Below are 26954 nucleotides of genomic sequence, written 5' to 3'. Positions count from 1 at the left end.
AATTTTACGGTTTCGCTCAAACAGCGCGCGGTTAAATTTATTTCTAGCCCGGTCAAAACTCTGTGCGGATAAATTTGCCTGCAAGGCACGGCTCAGATGCCGATTTGATAGGTACCGAGCGCCGCGCAAATAGTGTAAATTTAAAAGCAATAATTCAAGTATTAGCATGCACGTCGATAAAACCGCTAGCGCAAATTAAAATCGATAAATCGCGCTGTGTTCTTTACGCGCATACAGAAGGAGCGACCGATGAAAATTTTATGGCAAAGTAGGCTTCAAAACAGACTTCGCGATATCGGCGAAAATGTCCTAATAATGGGTGATCACGCATTTTACGCAGGCGATAACGACGAGCAAAAGCAGATGAAGCTTAGAAAATTTTCGCTTGCAAGCGGCGAGCAGCTAGCCGGCGCGCTGCTAGCCGTGGGCGGGCTTTTGGGCGTGTATTTCGGCACCTCTCAAGCTCACCACGCAAGGCGCGAAACGCAGAAAAAATGGCTGCTCGTCCTTTATGTCGTGCTATTTGCGCTGGCGCTAAAAAAGGTGCTACAGTAGCGTCTGTTGCAGTAGCGGCGCGAGCGATTTTGCCGCGTTACGTTTTGCCCTGCCATCGTTTCGCTACAAGTGCGGTTTAGACGCCTACTACGGACACGTCAGAGCGATTTTAAGCGTTCGCGCTGTTTTGCTACGCCGCCCTTTTGCGTCTCGTAGTTTTTTGCTTTGCCGTCCTTTTACACTGCGCGCGTTTGGTCTCCATCTTGCGGCACCACGTAAAACGTCGCATTCCGTCGCGCGAGTAAATTTTAAAAACGGAATTTTAACTAATCGCGTTAAAACGGCGCGTGCGCGCGCAATTCAAATTTTTTAAAGTAAACGGATAGTAAAATATCGATAAATTTCAAACAAGGAGAATGAAATGAAAAATCCTAAGATGTTCCTCTGGGGGGGGTGTTAGCTGCTTTTTTAGTTGGTTGCGGCGATGATACCGAGGTAAAGACCAAGGAGTATTACGACGCACATCTGGACGAAGCCAAAGAGGTTTTGGCAAAGTGTGATTTCAACACTCTTAAAGATGGCAGCAACTCGTATAAGAATTGCGTGAATGCCAAAACGGTCGTAGAGGAAAAGGGTATGGCGTATTCGGTTAAGTATTATATGGAGCACTTGGACGAAGCTAAGGCTATCATAGAAAAATATAAAGAGAAAGTTCCAGCCGATGAAAATAGTGTTGAAGCTGTTAATCTAAGACATGCTCATGACGCTATTTTCTTGAGCAGATCCAAAAATCGTCTGGCAATACCAGATGCACCGCGTTCGAATTAAAGAATATCAAAAAATAGCCAGGAAATAATTTTAATATTAAACCCTCCTCCTTTCTTATATTCTTAATGTATTCTAAATTTACTTTGCGCCTTCGGTGCAGGGTAAATTTACCCTGCGCGCGCCGAATTTTGCGGCATAAATCTCGCCCGCGAAACGATACGGCGTAAAATCTTGCTTTACGGATTTTGGAATTTCAAATTTTAAAGCCTGCAAGCTTTTGGCTACCACAGAAAAGACTTGCGGGCTTCGCGGCGCCTTGAAATTTAATCATTTTAAAATTTACGCCGCGCGGCTAGTCTAAATTTCACTCGGCGGCGGTTTGTGCGGCGTGCTAAATTTAACCTCGTTCGCACACTTTATCCGCGCCCTAGTCTAAATTAAAATTTCAAACCCGCGGCGAAATTTTACGACAAGACGGCAAAGCGTCGCAGACCGGCGATGAGTACGGCGCGACCGCGCCCTTTCGCCGCTATCAGCACTTGACGTTTTTTGCCTTGCTATCTTGCATCGCGCGAAAAAATTCCGCTCTGCTTAGCGGGATTTCGTCCGGATGAACGCTTCTGAAATGGCTCAGATAGCCCTCGTAATCGCCGAGCCCGATGAGCGGCGCAAGTGCGGCATCCGCGCGCGCCAAAAACCTCGCCACGGCCTTCGGGGCTGCGAGCGGATTAAATTTAAACTTTTTCATAAACGCCCCTGTCCACGTACTCGCTTTCTGCTAGCTTGAAATATCCCTCGCTCGCGCCGCCCTTTGAAATTTTAAGGCACATTCGGATCGTTTGAGTGATGACGATGATCGTAACGACGACGAAAAGAGCACATAGCACGGCGTCGATGACGTTATTTCTGATGATAGCCTGCGCCTTTTCGATCGCCGCGGGATCGCTTAGGCTAGCAAGCTTGGCGGCGGTATTTTGCGCGATAGCTACGTGGCTTACCGCGTCGTGCACGCGCTCGCCGTTAGCCGGCATCAGCTTCAAGATCGCCGCATAAAGCGTGGTTATAAGCACCCAGATCGCAGGAGCGATCGTGACGAAGGCGTATTTTTGCTTGCCCATTTTAAAAAGCACCACCGTCGCAAGCAGCAGCGCGATGCCCGCGAGCATCTGATTGGACGCGCCGAAAAGCGGCCACAGCGTGTAAATTCCACCCATAGGATCGGTAACGCCGCTGTAGAGCAGATAGCCCCAGCCCGCCACGCAGATCACCGTCGCGATGATGCCGTAGAGAAAATTTTTGGTATCGGAGAATGGCTTATAGACGTTGCCTAAAATTTCTTGCACCATAAAGCGCCCCGTGCGCGTACCTGCATCGACTGCGGTCAGAATAAACAGCGCCTCAAATAGAATCGCGAAATGGTACCAAAACGCCATCAGCTCCTTGCCGCCGATGATCTGATGCAGCAGCATCGTTAGCCCCATCGCAAAGGTAGGAGCGCCGCCCGTGCGGCTCATCATCGTGGTTTCGCCGACGTTTGAGGCCAAGGCGCCGATCTGCTCGGGCGTAATGCTAAATCCGATAGAGCTTATATACGCTGCGGCGCTTACCGCGTCTTTACCGAGTACCGCGGCTGGCGAGTTGATAGCGAAGTATTCGCCAGGGCTTAGGATGCACGCAGCCACAAGCGCCATTACGCCCACGAGGCTTTCCATAAGCATCGAGCCGTAGCCGATGAAAAGAGTATGGGTTTCGCGCTCGACCATCTTCGGCGTCGTGCCGCTGGAGATCAGCGCGTGAAAGCCCGAGATAGCGCCGCATGCGATCGTGATAAACAAAAATGGAAATATCGGACCTGCAAAAACGGGGCCCGTGCCGTCGATAAATTTCGTCGTAGCGGGCATTTTAAGCTCGGGCGCGACGAAAATTATCGCGACCGCCATGCCGATGATGACGCCGAGTTTAAGGAAAGTGCTTAGATAATCGCGCGGCGCAAGCAGCAGCCACACCGGCAAGATCGCCGCTACAAAGCCGTAGCCGATCGTAAGAAGCGCGAGCGTCTCGCCCTTTAGCGAAAAGACGTCGTGCCAGTACGGATCGATCGAGACGTAATGCCCGCCCCAAAGCGAAAGCATCAGCAAAATAAAGCCGATGATCGATGCCTCGCTGACCTTGCCCGGGCGCAAGAACCTCATGTAAATTCCCATAAATATGGCGATCGGTATCGTCATCGCGATCGTAAAAAGCCCCCACGGCGAGTTCGCGAGCGCCTTTACGACGACCATCGCCAAGATCGCCACGATGATCAGCATGATGAAAAAAATCCCGATCATCGCGATGCCGCCCGTGAGCTTGCCCATCTCCTCTTTGATCATCTCGCCGAGGCTCTTGCCGCCGCGTCGCGTAGATAGCACGAGCACGATGAAATCATGTACCGCGCCTGCGAGCACGACGCCTACCAAAAGCCAAATGGTACCGGGCAAATAGCCCATCTGTGCGGCCACTACCGGGCCTACGAGCGGTCCGGCGCCCGCGATAGCGGCGAAATGGTGGCCGAAAAGGACGTATTTGTTTGTAGGGACGTAATCTCGTCCGTCGTTTCGGATCACTGCAGGAGTTGCGCGGCGATCGTCCAGCTCAAAGACGCGATACGCGATAAAGCGCCCGTAGAAGGTGTATCCGATCAGATAGATGCACGCGCTGGCCACTACGAGCCAGACGGCACTGATGCTCTCGCCTTTATTTAGCGCAAGTACGCCGAAACACCACGCCCCTATGACGGCGACCGCCGCCCAAAGGATCTTTTGCCATGTTTTCATGCCCACTCCTTAAAGCTTAGCGAGCGGCTTGGGCGCAGTTTGCCGTTTAACAAAACGACTTACGCCTTTAAAGCGGGGCTCGCTAAATAAAATTTAGTGCGTATTTTATCGGCGTTTTTATAATTTAAAGCTGAATCGCGAAATTAAAAAGAGCTCTTTCGGCGTTTAAATTTACCGCCTAAATTTTGAATTTCAAATTTAAATAGACGGCTTGGAGACGCGCGAAATTTTAACATTTAATCGCCCTAAATTTAACTCCACAGCTCTTAGCCGTTACGGAATTTATCGCGGTTTAAGAAATCAAGCGATAAAATCCCATGATAACGATTTTAATTTCTTAATAAAAATCGCGAATACTTTTAGGAGGAAATTTATGCCGGATCAGGTGTGCGGCTACGCACTTTTTCGCGCTGATATCAAAAGCTATGCAAGCTTCAAAAATGATGGCGCCAGCCGCGAGAATTTCATAAATTCCGCGCGTATAAATTCCTGGCACCGCTTAAATTTTAAAAATATCCGCTGCGACGAAATCTGCGCGTATAGTTCGCCTGGTGGGCTATGAGCTTTAAATTTTATCTCTTTCTAATCGTAGCTTTTATATTGCTTGCTTTAGTGGCCGTAAGCAGCGGCGGGGCGAGCATTTCGCTAGGTGACATCGCGAAATTTTTCACCTTCGGCGAGATAGACGAGACCAAGGAGCTCATCTTGCTGCAAATGCGCCTGCCGCGCCTCGTGCTTGGAATTTTAATAGGCGCGCTGCTGGCAACTTCGGGAGTGGTGGTGCAAAGCGTATTTTTAAACCCGCTTGCAGATCCCTACATCATCGGTATCGCCTCGGCAGCGACTTTCGGCGCGGTCATAGCCTATCTGCTGGGGCTTAGCGACGTTTTTTATGGAATTTTCGCATTTTTGGCCGCCAGCGGGCTTTCGCTCGTGATCTTTAAGCTCGCCGCCCATACCCGCTCGATCTCTACTCTGCTGATCGTAGGCATCGCCGTATCGTCGTTTTTGGGCGCATTTACATCCTTCGCGGTCTATCTAATCGGAGAGGATAGTTTTAGGATTACGGCGTGGATGATGGGCTATCTAGGCGGCGCAAACTGGCAAAAGATCGCGCTTTTGCTGCCGCCGCTGCTGTTTTGCATGGCGTATTTTTACGCAAAGCGCCACGAGCTAAATATCATCTTAAACGGCGACGAGGAGGCGAAATCGCTGGGGCTCAACGTCGAGAAGTCCAAAAAGAGCCTGCTCATCGTCTCCTCGCTCATCATCGGCTTTTCGGTCGCATTTACGGGGATGATAGGCTTCGTGGGGCTCATCATTCCGCACACGCTTCGCATGGCGCTTCATACGGCGAGCAACGCCGTGCTGATCCCCGCTAGCGCGCTTACCGGCGGAGTTTTTTTGGTTTTTTGCGACGTAATCGCTAAAAACGCCCTCTCGCCGGTAGAAATTCCGATCGGCGTGGTGACCTCCTTTTTCGGCGCACCATTTTTTCTATACCTCGCGTTTAGGAAGCATGCATGAAAATTTCGGCGCTAAACTTCAGCTACGGCAAGCGGGCGATCTTGCGAGGCATAGAGTTAAATTTAAAGCGGGGTAAATTTTACGGGATTTTGGGTCCTAACGGCTGCGGCAAAAGCACTTTGCTAAAAAATATATTGCAAATTTTAAAGCCCGCAAGCGGCATCATCGAAATAAACGGCAAAAAAGCAAGCGAATATAGCCTCAAAGAGCTTGCCGCGCTCATCGGCTTCGTGCCGCAAAAAACAGCCCTCGCAGCCGCACTGAACGTGAATGAAATTTTACTTGCGGGCAGATTTTGCCGCCTAAAAAGCGCATTTAGCGGCTACGATGCGAGCGACCGCGACAAGGTAGAGCAAATCGCCGAGCTTTTGGACGTGAAGAAATTTTTAAATCGCAGCGCGTTTGAGCTAAGCGGCGGCGAGTTCGGGCGCGTGCTGCTTGCCAGAGCGCTAGTAAGCGAGCCTGAAATTTTACTGCTCGATGAGCCCACGGGCGCGCTTGATATGAACTACGCGATCGAGGCTATGAAGATCTGCGAAAATTTAACCAAAACGCTAAATTTAACGAGCGTCATCGTGCTGCACGATCTAAATTTAGCCTCGCTTTTTTGCGATGAAATTTTGATGCTAAAAGACGGCGCAGTAAGGTATCGCGGTAGCGCGAGCGAGCTTTTTACGCCGCAGATCATAAAAGAAATTTACGGCTTTGACGCCCTGATAGTCGAAAATTTGGGAACCAAATTTATCTTACCGCAAAAGGAGAAAATGTGAAAAAAATTCTTATAGCTTTGCTTTCGGCGAGTTTTGCGCTCGCCAAAGGCCTGGTAGTGCTCGACCCCGCTGCAGTCGAGATCATCTACGCTTTAGGCGCGCAGGATCAGATCGCTGCGATCTCAACTACCTCGATGAGTAAGATCCGCCCGGAGGCAGAAACCGCGAAACTGCCTAGCGTAGGCACCTACATAAAGCCGAATATGGAAAAGATCGTCGAGCTTAAGCCCGATCTGGTCATCACGAGCTTTCACTCCGCAGGCGTTAGCGAGAATCTGCAAAAGCTAGGGCTTAAGAGCCTTGCGATGGATGCGAACTCCACCGCAGAGATCTGCCAAAACGTAAAAAAGGTCGCCGCAATCGTAAAAAAAGAGAGCGAGGCGGATAAAATTTGCGCGCGGATGGATGGAATTTTTGCAGACAAACCCGCTCTTCGCGGTAAAAAAGTAGCGCTATTTTTCGGCTCAAACGCCACTATGGCTTTCAATGACAAAACCCTCATCGGCGATATCTTCGCTCGCCTAGGCGCCAAAAATATCGCAGACGGCCTAAAAGGCAGCACGCCTTCGGTATCTGCCGAATACATCTTGGAGCAAAACCCCGATATAATCGTCGTCGTGGGTGGCGAGACGGAGGATTTTTTAAAGGCAAATCCGATTCTTAGCAACACTAAAGCGGTAAAATCGGGCAAAATTTTAAAAGCCCCGACGCTCATCTTGCGGGGCAGCCCGCAGATCGGCGAGACGGTGGATGAAATTTACGCGGAGGCAACGAAATAGATGTTTAAAGAACGCATTAAATCCCACCACCGCTCCAAGCTTTTCGAGAGCGTTTCCGCAAGCGAAAACGAGCTGTTCGACGCGCTGGAGCAGCCCGCCAAAGACAGCGATTGCGTGATCTATCTGCATGTGCCCTTTTGCGACAACATCTGCTCGTTTTGTTCGATGATGCGCTCCAAACTCGGCGACGAGCTGGACGAATACGCTAAATTTTTAATCCGCCAGATCAAAGACTACGGCGAGATGCCCTACTTCGATACCAAAAACGTTAAAAGCATCTACTTCGGCGGCGGCACGCCGAGTGTATTTAGCGAAGCGCACTTTGAAAAGGTTCTGGACGCACTGCATAAAAATTTTAAGATCGCGGACGACTGCGAGATCAGCATAGAAACCACGCTGCATAATCTAGATACGCAAAAAGCGCTCGCTCTGCAAAGCTTCGGCGTAAATCGCTTTAGCATCGGCGTGCAGACCTTCAGTAGACAGGGGCGCGCGCTTCTAAACCGCGTGCATAAGCCCGCTCGCGCGATCGAGCGACTAAAGGAGCTTAGAGAAAAATTTGACGGCATGCTCTGCTGCGACATCATCTACAACTTCCCCAGCGAAAGCGTAGAGGAGGCGATCGCAGATGCTAATTACGTAAATGAGCTAGGTCTAGATAGCGCCAGCTTTTACTCGCTGATGTTTTTCGATGGCTCGGAGCTATCCAAAAAGATCGACACCTCCTACTACGATCTGCCGACTGATAAAAAGCTGCACCATGCCTTTGCAGAGGCGCTGCTGCAAAGCGGGAATTTCGAGGTTTTGGAGCTTACTAAGCTTGCTCGAAAAGGTCGCGATAACTACGGCTACATCAAGCTAAGCCACAAGGGCACGGATATCCTGCCTATCGGCAACGGCGCGGGCGGACACGTAGCGGGCTTCGGAATTTACGGCGTGTCGGGACACAAGATGATCTCGCGAATCGATGAGCGCGAGGCAAAATATAGCGTGCTAAACAATCTATTTCAATACCCGATCGTAAGCTTAAACGAGCTAAAAGAGGCCCTAAGCGCGAATATTTACGGCGAAGTAGTGCAAAAGCTCAAAGAATTTCAAAGCTGGGGGCTTTTGAAGCTTAAGGATGAAAAATCGATCTTGAACTTGGACGGAGTTTTTTGGGGCAACAACATCAACGAAGAGATAGCAAACATTATGAAAAAGGATTTTGTATGAAAAAAATCGTGCTTTACACCTCACAAACGGGTAACACGAAAAAGGTGGGCGACGCGATCGCCGAACAACTAGGCTGCGAAAGCTTAAATTTCCGCGACTTTGAAGGCGAGGTCGATGACTACGACTTTATAGCCTTGGGCTTTTACGTCGATAAGGGCGAGGCCGAGGCGAAATTTACGCGCTTTTTACGTAAAATTCACAACAAGAAGCTTGGCGTTTTCATGACTCTGGGCGCGGAACCGGACGGCGAGCATTCGCGTAAGTGTTTGGATGGCTTTGAAGAGGGGCTTAAAGCAAACGGCAACGAGATTATAAGGGAGTTTGCCTGCCAGGGCGCGATCGATCCGAATCTACTTGAGACGATGCGCAAAATGGCGGCCGGCGGCAACTCGCCCCACCCTATCACTCCCGAGCGACTTGCGCGCTGGGCGGAGGCTGCGAAGCACCCGGACGAGAAGGATTTGGCGGACGCAAAAGCAGCATTTGCGGGGATAAAGTAAAATTTAAAGCAAGTCGTGCAAACCGCTGCGCGGCGAAACAAAACCAAATAAAATTTCACACCACTTCACGCGCGATTTGGAATTTTATCTTTTACTAAATTTGGACGATAAATTTCATTCATACAAGCAAATTTGCCGCTGCAGGCGCAGGGTCTTACTCTAGAATTTAAACGATAAAATTTCATTTCGCGCGCAACGGATCAAACAATGCCGCCGACCTTGCGCCGCCAATGCACGCTATGAATGCAAAAAAGCGCTTTTGCGAGCGACCGGCCTGCGAGCGCTGCGGTCGTGATCATCGGCTACCGCCCGTCGCCGCGCGACAACTTATCTATCGCCGCTCATTACCGCACCGCCGCAGCGGTGCGGAGCGTGAGCATAAAAATATTTTAGGCGCACTCTCAAGAGTACATCACCGAGCTCAATAAATTTTAGTGCGGTACTTTTACTATGCACTCGTAAGCATAAATAAAATCCTTTAGCAAAAATTTTTAAAACAAAAATAGCAAAAGATTTGCAAGCAACGGATAAAATTTCATTACGGCTAAAATTCCATTGTGATCGCAATCATATCCGTTCTATCTGCCCATAGCTTTTTAAATTTCGCTTTTTGCCTCACTTATTGTTTTGTTTAATTTCGCAGCAAATTCCTCCTTGCTTATTTCTTTAAACGCTTCGTTTGGTACGGCGATAAAAAGACTTCCTTCCAGCAAAATTACCAAAAAATCGCGCTCCATTACCACCTCACAAAATTCCGCATCGTAAATGAGCGTATCTCGCTCACTTACTAATATAAATTGCCCCTTTAAATCGTCTGAAATTTCAATGCTAAAATCGCCGAAAGTGACATTTTTATTCTTATCGTATATCGCGGAATTTAGTAGCCACGATCTAACGCAAATAGCGTAAATATAAAAAACTGCGCAAGCAGTAGGCAAGATCGCTCTTAGGCTCTTTATCCAGGACTTATCACCATAGTACTTACGTACAAACTCTATCCAATCGTCCTCAAAAATAAAAAGGCAAGCCGAAAACGCAAAAGCGAAAAGCAAATCTATCGCGCAGACGGCGCGGATGAACTTGTTCCCTTTATAAATTCTGCGCGAAATTCTAGTTCTCATTTTAGCGAATTTCCGGTTATCTCGCAGCAAGTAAGAAATCAGCATATCTTTCCTTTAAAATTTTGCTTATTTTAGCCAAAATAAAAAGATCTGTAAAATTACATTGCATACTGCGTTTGCGCCTCTTCGACGATACAGCCAGTAGATGGAAAGACACTACTAATGCAAGCGGTAAAAGGGCGAGCTAAATTAATAAAATTCCTACCGAAGGAGGAATTATGAAAAACACGGCATTCATCACGGGCGCTACAAGCGCTGCGGTCATCCAATACGCTGCCCGCCATTTTGCGACGGCCTGAGCGCGAAAAGTCCGCTTCTGCGAGCAAGTAGCCTGCGAGCGCTGCGGTCGCGATCATCGGCTACCGCCCGTCGTCACGTGCCGTAGGTGCCGTCGTCGGGCGACGCCTCCGCCGCGCGATACCCATCCACCGCTACTAACCGCCCACACGACAACCCGTCGTCGCTCATCGCCCGCCGCTTTGTCGCAGTACTGAACCCAAACCGAACCGCTAAATTTTAAATTCTACAAAAGTCTCATCGCACATAAATTTTAATTCGGCAAATGCGCAAAATTTAGGTAAAATTCCACGCAAACGCTTTGACGATCAAAATTTAAAGGGGCGAAAATGACGAATTTCGAGTACGCGCGCCATATACGAGAACCACGTACTGGAGCTCGATGCGAAGCTATCGATGTGCGGCGAGGTCGTGATTTTCACGTGCTAAATTTACGCAGGCAAAGGAAGCGAACGAGCACCCGCAAGCGGCTAAAATTTGAGCCTTTTAAAAAAAAGGAAGTGAGCTACGCCCACGAACGGCTAAAATTTAAGTTCAGCAAGTAGGACACAAACGCTTATCGCATATCCAAAAAATCTGCGTCTTAATCAAGCAATCTAGTAGCTTTCCTGCACGTCGCGTCAAATCGCTTAAAATATTTCTGCTTTGCGTAGTCGCCGTTTTCAGCACCTTACTGGAGCAAAATCTCCGCACATCGTTGATGTTTGGAGAATTGAATTTCTTCCATCACTCTGCTGCCCTCACTTTGTATGAGGTACCCAAATAATTTACTTGTGCTAACGCTTGCTAGTTAGAATTCATCTAAATTTTAAAGAGGAATTTTGACGCAGAATTTTATGAAATTTCGCTGCTGCAAATCTCACAATCGATAAAATTCTATCGATTTACGCTCTTAAATTTGCTCAAATCGCCGCCTGTTTTATAAAATTCTTCAGCATCGATCATAGTGCCGTCGGGCAGCTTACAAACGGTGTAGTCCACGCCGTTGCCGTCTTTGCGGACGATTAGCTCGCCGCCGTTTTTGATACAAAAATCCCCAGCAGCGCTAGCCTCTGCGCTCACCGAAGCGCAAGCGCCCACCACAAGCGCTACTGCAAAAAATCTCTTAAAACTCATTTAAATCCTTTCGTTTAATTTTGCCCGTTTTTAGGGTTAAGCTTAAATTTAGACGCCAGATACGCTAAACCTGCGCCTAAATAAATAAACCGCCGACCCTCCTCGAACACCGATAATAGCGTTTTAGATGTTAAATCCTACCTAATAAATCCCAGCGGCACCAAGTCTGCTTGCCGCTGCAAAATCGAAGCCACCAGACTTCATCCAAAGCAAAATTTTAACATCATAAAATTTCATCTTCAATAAAATTCTAGCGGCGAAATCTAAGCCGCATCAAAGCTATTTCTGCCGTAAAATACCAGCTATAAAAGCGAGGGCTGCGGCAAATACCAGCTCAGCAACAAGGCAAGCGCGGATCCTAAACAATCTCGTCTATAAGCGCGAGCTGCGCTCAAACCCTCTAAATTTAATCGCCGCTAGCCGTTTTTGCGCGCAAACTCGCTCATGAAAGTGACTAGTTTTTCAACATCCTCGTAGTTTATCGCGTTGTAGATAGAGGCGCGGATGCCGCCTAAAACGCGGTGTCCTTTAAGCCCGATCATACCCTCGGCCTCCGCCTGCGCGACGAAGATGGGCTCAAGCGCGGCGTCTGCGATATTAAAGCTCACGTTCATCAGGCTGCGGCTAGTTTTTTGCGCGTGGCCGCGGTAGAAGCCGCCGCTGGCATCGATCGCGCCGTAAAGTAGCGCCGCTTTGCGCTTGTTGCGCTCGTGCATCGCCGCGAGCCCGCCGATCTCGTCCTTGATCCAGCCGAGCATTAAATTTAGCATGTAAATTCCGAAAGTATTCGGGGTGTTGCTCATAGAGTCCGCGTCCGCCTGCGTCTTGTAGCGCAGGATCATCGGCGTTTTGGGGTTCGCGCGATCCAGCAGATCCTTGCGGATTGCAACCATCGTCACGCCCGCGGGGCCGCCGTTTTTCTGAATGCCTCCGTAAAACATCCCCACGTTGCTAAGCTCCACCGGCCGCGAAAACAGATCGCTCGAGCTATCGACTACGAGCGGGCATTTGCATTGTGGCAACTGCGGATACTGCGTGCCGTAGATAGTGTTGTTCGAGCAGATGTAGCCGTAGTCGGCGCCGTCAGAAAATTTAACCTCGGGGATGCGGTCGAATTTGCTATCCTCGCTGCTTGCGACCACGCGGTAGTTTATGCCGAGCACGCCTGCTTCCTTGATCGCCTTGCTCGTCCAATTGCCCGTGTTGGCGTATTCTGCAACGCCGCCTGCGTATAGGTTCATCGGTACCTGCGCGAATTGTAGGCTCGCGCCGCCTTGTAAAAACAAAATCGTAAAATCATCCGAAAAACCGTAGAGATCGCGCACGCGGCTCATCGCGCTATGCAAAACTTCCTCGAAAATTTTAGTGCGGTGCGAGATCTCCATTATCGAAAATCCGCGCCCCGCGTAGTTTAGCAGCTCCTCTTGCGCCTGCTTTAGCACGCCCAGCGGGATGGTGCTAGGTCCTGCGCTAAAATTTAAAATTCTATCCATTTTGCCTCCTTTAGATGATTTTCGCGTTTTTGCTGAGCTGCTGCGAGCAAAGGACGAACTCATCGCCCGCGGCAAGCTCACCTAGGGCCACCGTTTTGCCGTCCTTTTGGATTTGAACGAGGTCTTTGGTGATCTCAAAAAATTTCGCCTTTTGCGCCAAAAGCTCATCCTTAGCGCTTAGCGTATGCTCTGCGGCGCTTAGCTTGGAGCCGATAAAATTTTTAAATTTAAGCTCGAAATTTAAAAGCCCCGCGAGCGAGCCTGAAATTTTTGGCTCGATCGATTTTGATTTAAGCTCTAAAGCTGCAAGGCTCAGCACGTTTTGTGCGGATGAAATTTTATCTTTTATCAGCCTATCAAACGCGTCACTTATGCCGTCTAGGCTCTGAAAGATCGCGCAAATATCAGGCAGCAGGTCGATCATCGCGGCGGTGGGCGTGAGGCTTCGGTGATCGGCTACGAAATCGCTGATGCTAAAATCGATCTCGTGCCCGACCGCCGAGATGACGGGCGTTTTGGCCGCGTAGATCGCGCGCGCCAGAGCCTCGTCGTTGAAGCACCACAGATCCTCGCGCGAGCCGCCGCCGCGAGCGATGACGATCGCATCGTAGCCCTTCTCGTCGGCTGCGCGCAGCGCACTTATGATCGAAGCAGGCGCGCCTTCGCCTTGCACTAGTGCGTTATACAGATCGATCTTGCAAAGCGCGAAGCGGCCCTGCGCCGTGCGAAGCATATCCGCCTGCGCCGCTGAGCCCGCGCTTGTGATGATCGCGATGCTTTGGGCAAATTTCGGAAGCTGTTTTTTGTGCACGGCATCGAAGAGCCCCTCTTTGCTAAGCCTTTCTTTTAGCGCGGCAAACGCCGCTTCCAGCTCGCCCTCGCCGCTTTTGCGGATGTTTGAGACCTGGATCTGATACGCGCCCGTGGGAGCGTAGAGCGAGACCTTGCCGCTTACGATGAGCTTATCGCCGACGGCGGGGATAAAATTTATCCGCGCGGCGTTAAATTTAAACATCGCGCAATCGATCGCCGCGCTCGCGTCTTTGATCGTGAAATACCAATGCCCGCTCGTGCTTTGAATTCTAAGCTTAGAGATCTCGCCCTCGACCTCGACGAAGCTAAAGCTCGTCTCTAAAAGCGCCTTGGCTTGGGCGTTTAGCTCGCTTACGCTAAGCATCGTCGCTCTTTTGCGCGATTTTCTCCGCGATGAAAAGCGTGCTGACGTCGAAGCTGAAGCCCTTTTGCACGCGCAGCTCAAAGCCCGCGTTTTTGAGCTTTTCGCTAAAGCTCGCGGCGTCTAGGAAGCTGTCAATGGAGCTTGGCAGATACTCGTAGGCTTCTTTGTTTTTCGAGATGAAGGCGCCGATTTTGGGTAAAATTTTACTCACGTAAAAATCTCTGATTTTAAACGCGAGCCCGCCGCTTGCGGCTTTGGTAAATTCCAAAACCACGAGCGAACCGCCCGGTTTGATGACGCGATTAAACTCCGCAAGCGCCGCGTCCAGCTCCACGACATTTCTTATGCCGTAGCTGATACTTAAAATATCCACGCTTGCATCATCTAGCGTCGTGGCGCCCGCGGTTGCTTTGATAAACTCGCAGCCAGGGAATTTTTGCTTCGCTACCTCGAGCATCCCTTCGCTAGGATCGATCCCCACGATCCGCTCGATCTGCACGCCGTGCTGCGCCGCGCCGTCGCGCCACGAGCTTATCATATCGCCCGTGCCGCACGCGATGTCGGCGATACTCACGAGCTTTCCTTTAAGCTTTTCAAGCGTCAGCTCGACCGCTTTTTTGCGCCACGAAACGTCCACGCCGAAGCTGATGGCGCGGTTTGCCAGATCGTAGGTAGGCGCGATCTCATCGAACATCTTTATGATTTTTTCCTGTTTTTGCACGGGTTTTCCTTATTCGTATGCTTTGATTTTGCGCAGCGATCTTTTCAGAGCGCGCAAAAGAGGCTCTTTTTCATTTAAAATTTTTTCTTCCAGCTCGGCGCGGCGGTCGTTTAAGCGGGCGTCCAGAGCCAGCAGGTACGCAAACGCGACGCCGCTTTTATCGCTTGCTTTTTGATAGATCGCGATGAAATTTTGCCACACGCTGATATCTTGCAGCGCGCCGAAATCCTCGCAGGCGGCCTTAGCGCGTTTAAACAGCTCCCTGACGCAGCCTTCATCAAAGCTTCTTGCAAAAATTTCAAGCGCGTATCGTAGCCTCTTTAGCCCTATGCGCGCGTCGTGAAATGCCTGTAGCAATGAGCCTTGCTTTAAATTTTTTAGCTCCGCGCGCAAGTTTTTAATTATCTTGCAAAGGCGGGCGGAGGCGAACTTTTTTGAAATTTTTTCATATTCGCTGCGTGCGTAGATGCCGTCCGCGCCGTTTAAAAAGCCGCTAATAGCGCCGCTTAAATTCGTAAATTCCGCGCTAGAGAGAAATTCTAAAATTTTATCCTCCGAGCGCTTTGTGATAAGATTTAGCTGCTGTAAAAAGCTCGCAGGCGCATCGTCGGTCTTTAAAAACTCCGCAAAAACGTGAAGGTCTCGCAGCTGATTGGTGCGGCTCATAAATTCTGCGAGCAGTTTTAAAATTTCATCCTTTTTTTCAGCTTCGAAAAGCGGCGCGGATAGCTTCAAAACGGCTCTAAATTTACGGATCTGCACGCGCAGCTCGTGAAGAGCTTCGGGGGCTAGGCTTTTTTGATATTCGCTCTTTGCGCCGCACGCCCTCGTCCATGCCAGCTCAAGCGCCAAACGCGCGAGCTTAACGCTGTCCGCATAGGGCGGCGCGAAAAATTTAACTCGGTTAAATTTTTCAAAAACGCTGCGGGCGTGCGCGAAATCAAGAGATCGCGGCGGGATGCCGTAGCGCGCCAGATAGCGGCTTTTGTAGCGGTAGTCGTCGGTGATCTCGCAAAAATCGCTGCTGCCGAAGGTTTTTGCAAAATCGAAATTTGCGCTTGCCGCCTCGCTTTGAAATTTCGCTCGTAAAATCGCGAGCGTGCTTAGCTCGCCGCCGTAAAGCTCTAGCCAAAACTCCGCCTCGTCGTTAGCAAAGCCGTAGCGGTTTTTTTGCACGACGCGAGCGATCCTGCTTTTTAAAGCCTCTTTGAAATCATCTTTTGAAATTTTAAAATTTAGAGTTTGTCTGTCGAGATCCTCTTTTTTGTGGTGTAAAGAGCACTCATCGTTTTGGCGGATGTAGTAAATTTCAGGATAGAACGAAGTATAAAACCAAGCGATCTTTACCTTGCGACATTTCAGCCCCGCACGCTCTAGCGTCCGCAGAATCGAATCGTCGCTCAATAAAAATTTACGCTTAGTTTGCATACCCGCTCCAAAAATAAAGTGGGTAATAATAGCAGAAAATTCTTTAAACTATCTACACCTTTCGCAGTCTTCGACCGTAGCGGTGATATTTAGCTTGCGGATGAAATTGCCAGCTTTGCGCTCGATGTTTTTCAAAACGTCCTTATTAAAGGCATCATCCATGAAAAGATCCATGACGTTGCCGCATTTTTCGCATACGACGTGGATGTGCGGCATCTGATAAATGTCGTAGCGACTCTTTTTATTCGGCGCATTGACCTCGACTACGACGCCTTCGTCAAGCAGGGTGTTTAAATTTTTATAAACCGTCGCTAGCGAAATAGATGGATAGTCCTCCTTGATCCCCTCGTATAGGTCATCTATACTTGGATGTTCGTGGCGATCTAGCACCTTTAGGATGCACAATCTTTGAGGAGTTGCTTTCAAACCGCAAGTTTTGAGTAGTTCTACGTGGCTCATTTTTGTCCTTCAAAAAATTTTAAAGTGATATTATCAAATTTTACTTTAAACAAAGTTGATATTAACTAATACTTTTTATCACTTAATATTCGCTCGGTTAGAGTTTGGATATCCAAGCCCAAGCTACGCTCCACGTCGGCGGTCTTTCCGTGCGGTAAAAAGATATCGCCGAACTCGAAGCTTACGATCTTTACGTACGAAATTTCATTTTCTTGCAAAAATGCGCTTAAAATTTCACCGACGCCGCCTTTTTTGGCATTGTCGCTAAAGACGTACCAAATTTTATCTTTGCGAGCTAAGCTTCGCAAAAACTCGGCGTCTAAAGGTTTTGCAAAGACTAGATCCACGACGTCCGCCTCTATCTGCCCCTCCAGCGCCGCAGCCGTTTTATATGCTCTGCCCGCGCCGTTTCCGTAGCCAATCAGCGCCACTCGCGCGCTATCGCTGCGCTTTAAAAACACCGATTTCGCAAGCTCTACTGCAGATGCGCTGGCCTCATCGCAGCCCAAAATAAAGCTTCCGCGCGGATAGCGGATCGCCAAAACCCCCTCGTGCACGTATGAGTACTCGACGATCCGCTTAAAGCTCGCCTCATCTCGCGGCGCGCACATGCTGACGTTTGGAATCGCATTTAAGAAGCTCACGTCAAAGACCCCCTCGTGCGTCTCGCCGTCCTCGCCCACGATGCCCGCGCGATCCATCGCAAGGACTAAGCTTAGATTCATAATCGCCGCGTCGTGGACGATCTGATCGAATGCGCGCTGCATGAAGGTCGAATATATCGTAACGTACGGCTTAAAACCCTCGCGCGCCATCGCAGCCATCGAGCTTAGCGCGTGAGGCTCGGCGATCGCGACATCCCAGAAGCGGTGGGGAAATTTCTCGATCAGCTTATCCATGCCGGTGCCGCTTGGCATCGCGGCGGTCACGCCCACGACGTTTTCATGCTTAGCGGCTAAATTTAAAAGTGCCTCGGCGTAAATTTGCGTGGCGCTTTTGGCGGCGGATTTTTTCTTAAATTCTCCGCTTTGAATGTCGAAAGGCCCTACGCCGTGCCAGCTCTCCAAATAGCCCTCGGCCTTGTCGTAACCCTTGCCCTTGATCGTTTGAGCGTGCACGACTACGGGCTTGCGCGCACTTTTTGCCGTCTTTAGCGCCGATATGAGATCGGCTAGGTTGTGGCCGTCGACAGGGCCTATGTATTCGAGCCCCAGCTCCTCAAAATACATCCCAGGTATAATGAGCTTTAGGGAATTTTCAAAGCGCTTTGCCATGTATGTAGCGCTTTGCGGAGCGTGCGAGAGCAGCTCTCTTACGTGGGATTTAAATTTTTGATATGTTTCGCCCGCCATCGCTTGGCTTAAGTATTTGCTAAAAGCGCCGATAGGCTTGCTAATGCTCATTTTGTTGTCGTTTAAGATGATGATGCAGGGCAGGCGCAGATCTCCTAACTCGTTCATCGCTTCGTAAGTCATGCCGCCACTCATCGAGCCGTCGCCGATGAGTACGACCGGCACGCGATCTTCGCGCTTTAGGTTTATCGCTTTTGCCGCGCCTACGGCTAAAGAGATCGACGTCGAGGCGTGCCCCGCCACGAAGTAGTCAAATTTGCTCTCGCTAGGCTTCGTGTAGCCGCTGATACCGCCAAACTGCCTAAGCGAGCCGAACTCCTCCCAGCGATCCGTCAAAAGCTTATGCGCGTAGCTTTGGTGGCTCACGTCGAAGATAAACGGATCGCTCGTGACGTCGAATACGTAGTGCATCGCCACGATGAGCTCGACGGCGCCCATGTTTGAGCTTAGATGGCCGCCGTTTTTACTCACGACTTCGATGATGCGTGCTCTGATCTGCGTGCAGAGCTCCCGTAGCTCCTCTATACTTTTATTTTTAATATCCACTCAAATCTCTCCCAGCGCCTCAAAGACGCGATCGTTTTGCTCGGGCGTGCCGATCGTGATACGTACGGCGTTTAGCCCGTAGCTTTTTAAATTTCGAATGATGATGCCGCGGCGCAGAAGCTGCTCGCAAAGCTCGCTACTATCTAGCGACGGGCTAAGTTTGAACGTGATGAAATTTGCGTAGCTAGGGATAAATTCTAAATTTCGCTCACGCGCAAAATCCTCGAAGCGGCTCATCTGTGCGGCGTTGTTTCGCAGGCTCTTTTGCACGAAAGCCTCGTCTTTTAGCGCCGCAATCACCGCTGCGAGGCTAAGCGTCGTGATGTTAAAGGGCGGTCGCAGCTTATAAAGCGCGCTTATGATTTGCCGCGGCGCGATGCCGTAGCCTACGCGCATGCCGCCTAGGCCGTAGACCTTCGAGAAGGTGCCTAGATAGAGCACGTTTTTAAAATTTTGAATTAAAAATTTCGGATCGAGCTTTTTACGCTCATCTTTAAACGCCGCAAATTCGTTGTACGCAGCATCGATCACCAAAAGCGTGTTCTCATCCACGCTACGAGCAAACTCATACACTGCCTCCGCATCCAAGCACTCGCCCAGCGGGTTGTTCGGCACGCACAAAAAGATGACCGAAATTTCATCCCTGTGCGCGTTATAAATTTTTAAAAGCTCAGCTAGATCGTGCTCCTGCGCGCTCGTTTTGTAAACTTTAGCCTCGCAATGGCTTGCGTAGATGCCGTACATCGCAAAGGTAACGCCCGCTTGCAGTATCGCGCGGCGCGAATTGAGCTTGGCATGCAGCGCAAACTCGATGATCTGATCGCTGCCCGCGCCGATGATGATATTTTGCGGCTCTACGCCGAATTTCGAGGCGAGCGCGCCCTTTAACTCATACATCGAATCATCGGGGTAAAGATGTGCGCGTGCCGCGTTTTGCGCGATCGCCTCCTGCACCGCCTCGCTCGTGCCGAAGGGGTTTTCGTTGCTGGCAAGCTTTAGCACGTCCTGCTTGCGGATACCAAACTCCCGCACCACAAGCTCGATCGGCTTGCCCGCTTCGTAATTGCTTAAATTTTCTACAAATTCGTTAAATTTCATCACTCCCCTCCGTTTATATAGCTTCCCAGCCATGTGATTTCGTGGCCATTTTTCTGCGCGTTTTGCAGAACGCGCGCCACCCGCTCGTCGTCGATGTGTCCCTCAAAATCGATATAAAAGACGCTTTTAAAATCCCTAAGCTTGACTGGGCGGCTTTCGAGCTTGGTTAAATTTATCCCCTCGTTGCGAAACATCTGCAAAAAGTCCACGAGCCCGCCCGGGCGGTCGTCGGTTTTGGCTAGGATGCTCGTTTTGTTGCGGTCGCTCTTTTGGTTTTTAAAGTCGCTCAGCACGAAAAAGCGTGTGCGATTGGCGGAGTTGTCCTCGATCTTTTGAAACATCATCGGCACGCCGTAAAGATCGGCGGCGATCTTGGAGCAGATCGCGGCGCAGTGCGGCGTGGCGGCTGCCATCTGCGCCGCAAGCGCGGTCGATTTGGTCGCGGTAAATTTAACGCCGCTAAGGCCGTGATCGTCTAAAAATTTAAGGCACTGATTGTATCCTTGCGGATGCGAGAATATCTGCTCTACCGTGCTTACGTCGTCGCAGTGGCTCGCAAAGCAGTGGTGGATATCCATATAAATTTCAGCGACGATCTTGACGCCTTCGTATTTTCGCAAGCAATCAAGCGTCGCTCCCACCGCGCCTTCGGTGTTGTTTTCGATCGGCACGACGCCGTATTTGGCCTCGCCGCTATCAAGCTCCTTAAAAACGGCTTCGATGTTTGAGAGCGGCAGATAGGAGCTTACCGCGCCGAAGCGGCTCTTGGCGGCTTGGTGCGAATAGGTGCCGAAAGGCCCCAAAAACGCGACGATCTGCGGCTTTTCTAAATTTCGCGAAACCGAGAAAATTTCAAAAAATATCGCCTCGATCGCCTCTTTGCTTAAATTTCGCGCCTTTCCGCCGTCCAGCCTGCTGATGATCGAGCGCTCGCGCTCCGGGCGGTAGATCGCGCTGCCCGCGGTCTGCTTTAGCTCGCCGATCTTTTTGACAAACCCCATGCGCTCGTCGATAAGGCGCAAAATTTCATCATCCAGCCTGTCGATACAAACGCGCAGATCATCGATGTTTTGCATCACAACCCTCCTTCTGCTCGCCCCTAAATTTCGGTTTTAGAAATTTCATGCCGCCGCTCTTGCTGCTTTGTGCTTTGAAATTCTTAACGCGCGAACTTAAAATTTCATCGCTTGCAATTACTGCGCTGTAGCTTCCGCGCGCTAAGAAGACGCGATAAAATTCGTCGCAGCGGGATTTGAAATTTAAAGAGCCGAGATTAAAATTTAAAGCGGGGCTTTGTTCTGGCGTAAAATTTAGAGACGCATTTTGTTCGGATTTGAAATTTAAAGCAGCGGTGTGTTTAAAATTTAGGGCCGTGCTTGCTGCTGCGTTAAAATTTAGGGCCGTGCTTGCTGCTGCGTTAAAATTTAAAGCCGCTGCGCGCTCGGATTTGAAATTTAAGATCGCGCCGTGTTTTAGACGGCTCGCCGCGCGGCTCATACGAGATCCTTTTCGAGCGCGATTAGATCATCAAAGCTCTCGCGCTTTCTAATCAGGCGGTCCTGCCCGTCGTAAACCGCAACCTCTGCGGCGCGACAGCGGGTGTTGTAGTTGCTCGACATCGAAAAGCCGTAGGCGCCGGCGCTTTTGATCGCGAGCAGATCGCCATTTCTCAGCGGCGGCAAAACAACGCCTTTGGCTAGGAAGTCGCCGCTTTCGCATATCGGGCCCACGACGTCGCAGAGGCTTAAGCTCTCTGCAGAGCTTTGCGGCGCAGAATTATCCACGGCGGAGCTTAGATTAGAGGAATTCTGTGGCGCGAAATTTCCTTGCAAGCTTTGTGAAACGCCGTTTTGCGGCGTGGAATTCTGCGCCGTAGAATTCTCGGTGTCGCTTTGGCTCGCGCAGCTTTCGCAGTCGGAATTGCGCTCGCTTACAAGCTCGATTTTATGGTGCGCGCCGTAGAGGCTCGGGCGTATGAGATCGTTCATCGCGCCGTCAACGATGACGAAGCGCTTACCGCAGTTTTGTTTTTCGTAAAGTACGCGGGTAAGGAGGACGCCCGAAGCTCCTGCTATGAAGCGCCCCGGCTCGCACGCGATCGTGACGTCTAGCCCGCTTAGACTGCGCAAGATCCCCTGCGCGTAGTCGTAGAGCACGATCTGTTTTTCATCCTCGTAGCGGATGCCGATTCCGCCGCCCACGTCGAAAAATTTTATATCGATCTCAAGGGCTCTCAGCTCGCGCAGTAGATCGCTTACTATTTTTGCGGCGTCGCAGATCGGAGAAATGTCTGTAAGCTGGCTACCGATGTGAAAGTGGATACCGACGGGATTTAAAAATTTGCTCTTTTTGGCGTAGATATACATTTTGCGCGCGGTCTCGATGCTGACGCCGAATTTGTTCTCACTTAACCCCGTGGATATGTAGGGGTGGGTCTTGGCGTCAACGTTCGGATTTACGCGGATGCTGATGCGAGCGGGCTTATTTAGCTTTTGCGCGATCCGCTCCAGGCGCAGCATCTCGGCTTCGCTTTCTAAATTTATCAGCAAGATGTCCGATTGAAGCGCAAACTCGAGCTCGCCATCTTGCTTGCCGACGCCTGAAAATATGATCTTATAGCTCTTTGCGCCGATATACAGAGCGCGGCGCAGCTCGCCGATGCTGACGCAGTCAAAGCCACTACCCAGATCTGATAGAAATTTTAAAATGCTCAAATTCGAGCTTGCTTTAATCGCGAAGCAGACGAGCGACTTGCGCGCTGCGAAGGCCTCTTTGAGCGCTATGAAATTCTTTTGTATCTCGTTAAAATCGTAAACGTATAAGGGGGTGCCGTATTTGCAGGCTAAGCTTGAATAATCCATAGAATTTCCACCGATAAATTTTGCGCCATTCTAACAAATCAAGGCTTAACGATGCTTAAAAACCAAAAATGCTGCAAAGCCTAATAACGCTGTTATGGGCACGATAATACCAAGTTCTGGGATGATGACGCCGTTGAGAGAAAACCTAATTAACACGAAAAGCACGCCCCAGGCGCATAGCGTAGCGATAAAAAATCCAAAACTTAGCAGCGCGAGATTAAAAAATCGCCCCGTAACGGGCAGGTAATAATACAGCACCAATACCGCTAAAGGCGCAAATAACGGAAAAAATATCATATTATAAAAACTTGCTTTTATAGTGGAGATATTCACGCCTTGATGCGAAAAGGTGCGGATCGAACGCAAAGCATCCCTGATCGAATATACATTACTCGTATCATAAACGCTTGCAATTGAGCTTGGATCAAAGCCCTTAAGCGCCTCGCTCTGCGCGCTAAGCTTACTTTTTAATCCACTTCCTCCAAGTTTAAGCTGCGCTGGTAAAGTAGTAGTATTTACGTCGCGCAGATGCCAAATTTTACCTGCGTATTCGCCAGAGCTTGCGCGCGAGCGTGAAGCAACAGAGTTATCCCCCATATCAAAGATCGTTATATCATTTGCGGTTTTGCCGTTTAGAGCTTTGATGTAGATATATTTACCCTCAAATTTCAAAAACATATCTCCTCCCGTAGGCGATAAATCGGTTAAATTCTTTTGAAATTTTAATGCGTATGCAAACGGGGTGGAATTTAAAGCTATAAAGCCTGCAGTAATCGCAAGTGCGATCAAAAATGGAGGGATTATCAGCGCGTTTTTGCTAACTCCAAGCGCATAAAAGCTCACCAGCTCGTTGCTACGGATCATATTAAAGCCCATCAAAATAAGCGCAAAAATAAGACTTAGCGGCAGCGTGTAACTAAGCGCGACCGCTGCGGTTAGAGCGATATACAAAAGAGCGGTATTCGCGCTTGAGGGAAAATCTTTGAGATTGGTAAGCACATCGATGCCTACGTAAAAGCACTCAAGGGCTATTAGAAGGATAAAAAAATACTTCAGATAGGAAAGAGCCGAGTATTTTACGTATAACTTCACACCCTAGCCTTTTTAATCGTAAATTTTTGCGCGATCTGCTCTATATCCGAGCAAATGAGCTCCTCTACTGCGCGCGCGACGTAGGGTAAAATCTCGCTCAGCTTCTCGCGCTCGCTTTCGTTAAAATTTCCAAGCACAAAATTTGCCGCATCCTGCCCTTGCTGTTTTTTGCCCACGCCAATACGCACGCGCTCGTAATCCGCACCGATTAGCGCATCGATCGATTTGATGCCGTTGTGCCCGCCGCTACTGCCGCCTTTTTTAAATTTAACGGCGCCTAGATCCAAATCTATATCGTCGTGCACTACAATGATGCGCTCGGGCTTATAAAAATCGTTCACCGCCTTTACGGAGTTGCCGCTTAAGTTCATAAAAGTTTGGGGTTTTAAAAGAAGCAGCGAGCCCTTTTTAAAAAGCTCGCCTTGGAATTTAGACGAACTAAGCTCGCTAAAGCCGCCCGTCTTTAAAATTTCGTCGATTAGCATAAAACCGACATTGTGTCTGGTGTCTGCGTATTTCTGAGCAGGATTCCCAAGTCCTGCGATCAGTATCATAGGCGCCCCTATTTAGCCGAAGTAACTCCGACTACCGCTACCGAGCCGTCTAGAATGATGCTGACGCCCTCTTTTACCGGAATGTCTCGGATCAAAAGCGAATCGCCTACGTCAAGATCGCTCACATCGAGCGTAAAATCGTTTGGTAGATCTTTGCCTGCGCATTTTACGGCGATACGGCGCTTGGATTGCACCAAAATACCTTTGTTTTTTAAGCCTTTAGCGACGCCAGTTACCTTAACCGGCACTAGATATTTACTTACCACGTCATCCTGAACTACGCGCAAATCTACGTGAGTTAGGGTATTTGTGACGGGGTGCTTTTGGTATTCTTGCACGATGACGCGATATGTCTTACCGCCCACGCTAACCTCGAAAGGAAGATCTTCTTTTGCGCGCATAGCTTTGATAAAGTCGTTTACTTTAAACGCTGCGTTAATATTTTCAAATCCTTTCGCATAAATATTAGCGATTAGATAACCATCTCGTTTTAAGGATTTTGAAGCCCTTTTACCGATACTATCTCTAACGATACCTTCTAACATTAGGTTTCCTTTGTGAAAAAATGAAGCGTGATAATAGCTAAATGTTGCTTTAAATCTATTTAAGAAATATGGGACTTTATGCAGATCGATCAATAGTGGAATTTATTTATGCATGTTAGGATGTCTTTTGTGCACCGCAATATAAATTACGACGATAAGCCTTTATGCCGCAAAATTATCATAATTAGCCGCTCTCCCATGATTTCATAAAAATCCTTTTTGTATTCGCTCGCATGCTTTCGCAGCGCGTCTTTGAATTCGTCGTAGAATTTCAAGCTGCATTCGTGAGTTTCAAAAAATTTTAAAAGCGCACTGTATCTTATGACCGAATAGCGTCCATACTCATCAAATTTCGCTAACTCTTTATCTGCATAGCTATAATCAGGTAGAAGCAAAAAGCACTTTGCTCTGCCGCCTGAATCCTGCTGATCGGCAATCTTTGAGTATTTATCTAGCTGAGAGCGTATTGCGCCGCTTTGCAAATCGTGTCTTATCCCGTTGATACCGGATTTGATCTTATTTTCGATGACGATTGCGTGGTTTTGATCTTTTATGAAAATATCTATATTTTTGTATTCTCTTAAAATTTGCGCATCCTCGCTTACGTTTAGCCGTAAAATTTCACTTGCAAATTTTAAAAATAGTTCCGCATCGTTTCGCAGATAATAGACTATCCAATTTGAAAAGCTTAACTCATCGTCCATCTTGCCGATTATCTCTAAGATATTTTGCTCTTTAGCTTTAAAATTTAAAATTTCATTTAGCCCGATCCGCTTCGTAGTATCGTTCTCTTGCCAAAGCTCGGGCGCGAAAATTTTATCCAGTACGCTTTCGTGGCGGACATATTGCTTCAAAGATTGCGAGGAAAATTTAAATGGCACTAAAAAATGCGTTTCGTCTATCAGTTTCTCATCATCAACGATGTAAAATTTAAATCTTGGTTTTTTAAAATTCGACGTCTCAAATGTTATATACGCCGCATTGGGGCTATCGTTTTCGCTTTCAAATAGCTCGTTTAGAGGCACACCGCCGTAAGCGATATTTTGTGCTTCAATCATTTCAGATTGTCTTTTAAGCTCCTCTTTAGCGTCGCGCTTTCTGCCGCAGACAAAAAGCTCATCGCTCAAAAGCGGCTTTAACTCGCTAGCGCAAGCTAAAATTTCAAAACAATGCTTCGAGATAGCACGCACTAAAAGGACTTTGTGCGCATTCTTCGCATCCTCGTTTATCGTGCCGTAAGGATTTACGTAGATGTAGTGTCTACCGTTGTCTGCTTTAAAAAGATTGATGATTTCGTGCCCCAAGCTCTCGTTCAAATAGCCGCCAGAAAACATTCGATTTATAATTATCATCTCAGAATAAATTCCTATCTATATTTTTGGCGCTAAATTTAAGCACGCATTCTCGTATGGCGCTACGTACCTCGTCGCGCTTTTGTTTATCGTAAAAATATAATCCCGTCGAGCCGAAGTTTCCTAAGACGTAGAGATAATATCTTGTTTGGATGTCATTAATGCGCCGCCCCAATCTAGCTGTTTTAGCATTTTTGGAACTCATCCTAAAAAATTTAGTCACCGCTAGGAAAATTTTAAAAATATTTGCGCTTTTTACCTCTTTTTTCTCTAAGCGCATATCCTCGATTTGATCTGCCGTGACGGTTCTGCTGCGCATTAAATTCCAATACGGCGCGCAGAGCAAAACGGCTACAATGCTATTTTCAACATCGCTTCTAGGGAAGGTGATTTTGCCTGTTTGCATATCGATCAAGTATCTTTTGTTTTTATTGTAAATCAAAATGCTTTGAAACGGCAAAAGCACTAAAATCACGGCACCCACGCCTAATGGTAACAGCAAAATTCCAATGAGCAAAGTCCATTTAAAATTTTTAAAAACGATCTCTAGCGCGGTATGGACGTCGATTATTTCATATTTCATAAACTTCTCTTGCGATGAAATTTTAAAATTTTATTCATTTGGTTGTTTGCACGATTTAAAATTTATTAAAGCGCCGAGAGTTTCGGCTCGCAGCGCTTTAAATTTTAATCTTGCACCCAATTTCGGCGCGAGATCACTACTTTTTACGACGCTTTTTATCTCCGGCTCTTTGAGCGGGAGTTCTATAACTTCCTGCTCTTCCTCTTTTATCGCCGTTTTTTCCTACTCTATTTTTTGGTGTCGCCATCTCCTGCTCCTTATAAAAGATATGTGTAATTATACCCCCCCC

At 48.7% G+C, this 26954-nt stretch carries 28 protein-coding genes; 8 read left to right on the top strand and 20 right to left on the bottom strand.

Annotated elements, in window-relative coordinates; translation table 11 throughout:
* The first annotated feature begins 249 nt into the window (after positions 1–249).
* Positions 250–555 carry a hypothetical protein gene (locus Q0600_RS01010; RefSeq protein WP_298755863.1) on the top strand — a complete coding sequence of 102 codons (306 nt, stop codon included), beginning with the start codon at positions 250–252 and terminating at the stop codon, positions 553–555.
* 393 nt (positions 556–948) lie between these two features.
* The gene (locus Q0600_RS01005) at positions 949–1323 is read left to right on the top strand and encodes an EexN family lipoprotein (protein WP_298755860.1); all 375 of its coding nucleotides are present in this window, start codon (positions 949–951) and stop codon (positions 1321–1323) included.
* A 78-nt stretch (positions 1324–1401) separates the two neighbouring features.
* Here Q0600_RS01005 and Q0600_RS01000 read toward each other — a convergent pair whose 3' ends face one another.
* From Q0600_RS01000 to Q0600_RS00990, 3 genes are all read right to left on the bottom strand, one after another.
* On the bottom strand, positions 1402–1551 hold the full coding sequence (locus tag Q0600_RS01000; protein ID WP_298755857.1) for a hypothetical protein: 150 nt from the start codon (positions 1549–1551) through the stop codon (positions 1402–1404).
* 244 nt (positions 1552–1795) lie between these two features.
* Positions 1796–2011 (bottom strand): CstA-like transporter-associated (seleno)protein, encoded by a 216-nt coding sequence (locus tag Q0600_RS00995; RefSeq protein WP_298755854.1) that lies wholly within the window; start codon positions 2009–2011, stop codon positions 1796–1798.
* On the bottom strand, positions 1998–4079 hold the full coding sequence (locus tag Q0600_RS00990) for a carbon starvation CstA family protein (protein WP_298755851.1): 2082 nt from the start codon (positions 4077–4079) through the stop codon (positions 1998–2000). The genes Q0600_RS00995 and Q0600_RS00990 overlap by 14 nt, the downstream gene beginning before the upstream one ends.
* A 373-nt stretch (positions 4080–4452) precedes the next feature.
* Here Q0600_RS00990 and Q0600_RS00985 point away from each other — a divergent pair, with 373 nt between their 5' ends.
* From Q0600_RS00985 to Q0600_RS00960, 6 genes are read left to right on the top strand one after another with little or no spacing between them, the layout of a single operon-like run.
* Entirely contained in the window at positions 4453–4641 is a 189-nt protein-coding gene (locus tag Q0600_RS00985; protein WP_298755849.1) for a hypothetical protein, read from the top strand.
* On the top strand, positions 4638–5606 hold the full coding sequence (locus tag Q0600_RS00980) for an iron ABC transporter permease (RefSeq protein WP_298755846.1): 969 nt from the start codon (positions 4638–4640) through the stop codon (positions 5604–5606). The genes Q0600_RS00985 and Q0600_RS00980 overlap by 4 nt, the downstream gene beginning before the upstream one ends.
* Positions 5603–6376 carry an ABC transporter ATP-binding protein gene (locus Q0600_RS00975; protein ID WP_297962248.1) on the top strand — a complete coding sequence of 258 codons (774 nt, stop codon included), beginning with the start codon at positions 5603–5605 and terminating at the stop codon, positions 6374–6376. The genes Q0600_RS00980 and Q0600_RS00975 overlap by 4 nt, the downstream gene beginning before the upstream one ends.
* Entirely contained in the window at positions 6373–7155 is a 783-nt protein-coding gene (locus Q0600_RS00970) for an ABC transporter substrate-binding protein (protein ID WP_298755842.1), read from the top strand. Before Q0600_RS00975 ends, Q0600_RS00970 begins: the two co-directional genes overlap by 4 nt.
* A complete protein-coding gene (locus Q0600_RS00965; RefSeq protein WP_298755839.1) occupies positions 7156–8370 on the top strand; it encodes a radical SAM protein in 1215 nt (404 codons plus the stop codon).
* Positions 8367–8870 (top strand): flavodoxin family protein, encoded by a 504-nt coding sequence (locus Q0600_RS00960; protein WP_298755836.1) that lies wholly within the window; start codon positions 8367–8369, stop codon positions 8868–8870. Before Q0600_RS00965 ends, Q0600_RS00960 begins: the two co-directional genes overlap by 4 nt.
* A 596-nt stretch (positions 8871–9466) precedes the next feature.
* Here the strand turns inward: Q0600_RS00960 and Q0600_RS00955 are convergent.
* The 17 genes from Q0600_RS00955 to Q0600_RS00875 all read right to left on the bottom strand — a co-directional run bounded on the left by Q0600_RS00955 (position 9467) and on the right by Q0600_RS00875 (position 26665).
* Positions 9467–10036, bottom strand: coding sequence for a hypothetical protein (locus Q0600_RS00955; protein WP_298755834.1), 570 nt, complete (start codon positions 10034–10036; stop codon positions 9467–9469).
* Between the two features lie 1128 nt (positions 10037–11164).
* Complete coding sequence (locus tag Q0600_RS00950; protein WP_298755831.1) at positions 11165–11404, bottom strand: DUF333 domain-containing protein; 240 nt, start codon at positions 11402–11404, stop codon at positions 11165–11167.
* A 416-nt stretch (positions 11405–11820) separates the two neighbouring features.
* The gene (serC, locus tag Q0600_RS00945; protein WP_298755828.1) at positions 11821–12897 is read right to left on the bottom strand and encodes a 3-phosphoserine/phosphohydroxythreonine transaminase; all 1077 of its coding nucleotides are present in this window, start codon (positions 12895–12897) and stop codon (positions 11821–11823) included.
* A 10-nt stretch (positions 12898–12907) separates the two neighbouring features.
* A complete protein-coding gene (xseA, locus tag Q0600_RS00940) occupies positions 12908–14074 on the bottom strand; it encodes an exodeoxyribonuclease VII large subunit (RefSeq protein ID WP_298755825.1) in 1167 nt (388 codons plus the stop codon).
* Entirely contained in the window at positions 14067–14795 is a 729-nt protein-coding gene (gene ubiE, locus Q0600_RS00935; RefSeq protein WP_298755822.1) for a bifunctional demethylmenaquinone methyltransferase/2-methoxy-6-polyprenyl-1,4-benzoquinol methylase UbiE, read from the bottom strand. Before ubiE ends, xseA begins: the two co-directional genes overlap by 8 nt.
* 9 nt (positions 14796–14804) lie before the next feature.
* A complete protein-coding gene (locus Q0600_RS00930) occupies positions 14805–16223 on the bottom strand; it encodes a CHAD domain-containing protein (protein WP_298755818.1) in 1419 nt (472 codons plus the stop codon).
* 48 nt (positions 16224–16271) lie between these two features.
* Complete coding sequence (locus tag Q0600_RS00925) at positions 16272–16682, bottom strand: Fur family transcriptional regulator (RefSeq protein ID WP_298755815.1); 411 nt, start codon at positions 16680–16682, stop codon at positions 16272–16274.
* A gap of 65 nt (positions 16683–16747) precedes the next feature.
* Positions 16748–18580 (bottom strand): 1-deoxy-D-xylulose-5-phosphate synthase, encoded by a 1833-nt coding sequence (gene dxs, locus Q0600_RS00920; RefSeq protein ID WP_298755812.1) that lies wholly within the window; start codon positions 18578–18580, stop codon positions 16748–16750.
* A complete protein-coding gene (hisC, locus tag Q0600_RS00915) occupies positions 18581–19678 on the bottom strand; it encodes a histidinol-phosphate transaminase (protein ID WP_298755809.1) in 1098 nt (365 codons plus the stop codon).
* On the bottom strand, positions 19678–20754 hold the full coding sequence (pheA, locus tag Q0600_RS00910; RefSeq protein WP_298755806.1) for a prephenate dehydratase: 1077 nt from the start codon (positions 20752–20754) through the stop codon (positions 19678–19680). The genes hisC and pheA overlap by 1 nt, the downstream gene beginning before the upstream one ends.
* Positions 20738–21175, bottom strand: coding sequence for a hypothetical protein (locus Q0600_RS00905; protein ID WP_298755803.1), 438 nt, complete (start codon positions 21173–21175; stop codon positions 20738–20740). Before Q0600_RS00905 ends, pheA begins: the two co-directional genes overlap by 17 nt.
* A complete protein-coding gene (gene lysA, locus Q0600_RS00900) occupies positions 21172–22539 on the bottom strand; it encodes a diaminopimelate decarboxylase (protein ID WP_298755800.1) in 1368 nt (455 codons plus the stop codon). The genes Q0600_RS00905 and lysA overlap by 4 nt, the downstream gene beginning before the upstream one ends.
* A gap of 45 nt (positions 22540–22584) precedes the next feature.
* Positions 22585–23631 (bottom strand): LptF/LptG family permease, encoded by a 1047-nt coding sequence (locus Q0600_RS00895; RefSeq protein WP_298755797.1) that lies wholly within the window; start codon positions 23629–23631, stop codon positions 22585–22587.
* Entirely contained in the window at positions 23628–24185 is a 558-nt protein-coding gene (gene pth / locus Q0600_RS00890; protein WP_298755794.1) for an aminoacyl-tRNA hydrolase, read from the bottom strand. The genes Q0600_RS00895 and pth overlap by 4 nt, the downstream gene beginning before the upstream one ends.
* An 8-nt stretch (positions 24186–24193) precedes the next feature.
* A complete protein-coding gene (locus Q0600_RS00885) occupies positions 24194–24730 on the bottom strand; it encodes a 50S ribosomal protein L25/general stress protein Ctc (RefSeq protein WP_177388523.1) in 537 nt (178 codons plus the stop codon).
* A gap of 146 nt (positions 24731–24876) precedes the next feature.
* Positions 24877–26082, bottom strand: coding sequence for a PD-(D/E)XK nuclease family protein (locus Q0600_RS00880; RefSeq protein WP_298755791.1), 1206 nt, complete (start codon positions 26080–26082; stop codon positions 24877–24879).
* 1 nt (position 26083) lies between these two features.
* A complete protein-coding gene (locus Q0600_RS00875; RefSeq protein WP_298755787.1) occupies positions 26084–26665 on the bottom strand; it encodes a hypothetical protein in 582 nt (193 codons plus the stop codon).
* Between the last annotated feature and the right edge of the window lie 289 nt (positions 26666–26954).

The sequence above is a fragment of the uncultured Campylobacter sp. genome, from assembly GCF_938041645.1.
Taxonomy (GTDB): Bacteria; Campylobacterota; Campylobacteria; order Campylobacterales; family Campylobacteraceae; genus Campylobacter_B.
Note: the sequence above shows the minus strand (reverse complement) of the source record. Positions and strands in the feature narration are given on the sequence as shown.

Excerpts from the sequence above, each read along its gene's own strand:
- Q0600_RS00955 (WP_298755834.1), bottom strand. The coding sequence starts at position 10,036 with ATGCTGATTTCTTACTTGCTGCGAGATAACCGGAAATTCGCTAAAATG.
- Q0600_RS00985 (WP_298755849.1), top strand. The coding sequence starts at position 4,453 with ATGCCGGATCAGGTGTGCGGCTACGCACTTTTTCGCGCTGATATCAAA.
- hisC (WP_298755809.1), bottom strand. The coding sequence starts at position 19,678 with ATGAAATTTAACGAATTTGTAGAAAATTTAAGCAATTACGAAGCGGGC.
- Q0600_RS00950 (WP_298755831.1), bottom strand. The coding sequence starts at position 11,404 with ATGAGTTTTAAGAGATTTTTTGCAGTAGCGCTTGTGGTGGGCGCTTGC.
- Q0600_RS00965 (WP_298755839.1), top strand. The coding sequence starts at position 7,156 with ATGTTTAAAGAACGCATTAAATCCCACCACCGCTCCAAGCTTTTCGAG.
- Q0600_RS00875 (WP_298755787.1), bottom strand. The coding sequence starts at position 26,665 with ATGAAATATGAAATAATCGACGTCCATACCGCGCTAGAGATCGTTTTT.
- Q0600_RS00995 (WP_298755854.1), bottom strand. The coding sequence starts at position 2,011 with ATGAAAAAGTTTAAATTTAATCCGCTCGCAGCCCCGAAGGCCGTGGCG.
- Q0600_RS00930 (WP_298755818.1), bottom strand. The coding sequence starts at position 16,223 with ATGCAAACTAAGCGTAAATTTTTATTGAGCGACGATTCGATTCTGCGG.
- Q0600_RS00880 (WP_298755791.1), bottom strand. The coding sequence starts at position 26,082 with ATGATAATTATAAATCGAATGTTTTCTGGCGGCTATTTGAACGAGAGC.
- serC (WP_298755828.1), bottom strand. The coding sequence starts at position 12,897 with ATGGATAGAATTTTAAATTTTAGCGCAGGACCTAGCACCATCCCGCTG.
- Q0600_RS00980 (WP_298755846.1), top strand. The coding sequence starts at position 4,638 with ATGAGCTTTAAATTTTATCTCTTTCTAATCGTAGCTTTTATATTGCTT.
- Q0600_RS00905 (WP_298755803.1), bottom strand. The coding sequence starts at position 21,175 with ATGAGCCGCGCGGCGAGCCGTCTAAAACACGGCGCGATCTTAAATTTC.
- Q0600_RS00990 (WP_298755851.1), bottom strand. The coding sequence starts at position 4,079 with ATGAAAACATGGCAAAAGATCCTTTGGGCGGCGGTCGCCGTCATAGGG.
- xseA (WP_298755825.1), bottom strand. The coding sequence starts at position 14,074 with ATGCTTAGCGTAAGCGAGCTAAACGCCCAAGCCAAGGCGCTTTTAGAG.
- lysA (WP_298755800.1), bottom strand. The coding sequence starts at position 22,539 with ATGGATTATTCAAGCTTAGCCTGCAAATACGGCACCCCCTTATACGTT.
- Q0600_RS00885 (WP_177388523.1), bottom strand. The coding sequence starts at position 24,730 with ATGTTAGAAGGTATCGTTAGAGATAGTATCGGTAAAAGGGCTTCAAAA.
- Q0600_RS00975 (WP_297962248.1), top strand. The coding sequence starts at position 5,603 with ATGAAAATTTCGGCGCTAAACTTCAGCTACGGCAAGCGGGCGATCTTG.
- Q0600_RS01010 (WP_298755863.1), top strand. The coding sequence starts at position 250 with ATGAAAATTTTATGGCAAAGTAGGCTTCAAAACAGACTTCGCGATATC.
- pth (WP_298755794.1), bottom strand. The coding sequence starts at position 24,185 with ATGATACTGATCGCAGGACTTGGGAATCCTGCTCAGAAATACGCAGAC.
- Q0600_RS00960 (WP_298755836.1), top strand. The coding sequence starts at position 8,367 with ATGAAAAAAATCGTGCTTTACACCTCACAAACGGGTAACACGAAAAAG.
- pheA (WP_298755806.1), bottom strand. The coding sequence starts at position 20,754 with ATGCAAAACATCGATGATCTGCGCGTTTGTATCGACAGGCTGGATGAT.
- Q0600_RS00925 (WP_298755815.1), bottom strand. The coding sequence starts at position 16,682 with ATGAGCCACGTAGAACTACTCAAAACTTGCGGTTTGAAAGCAACTCCT.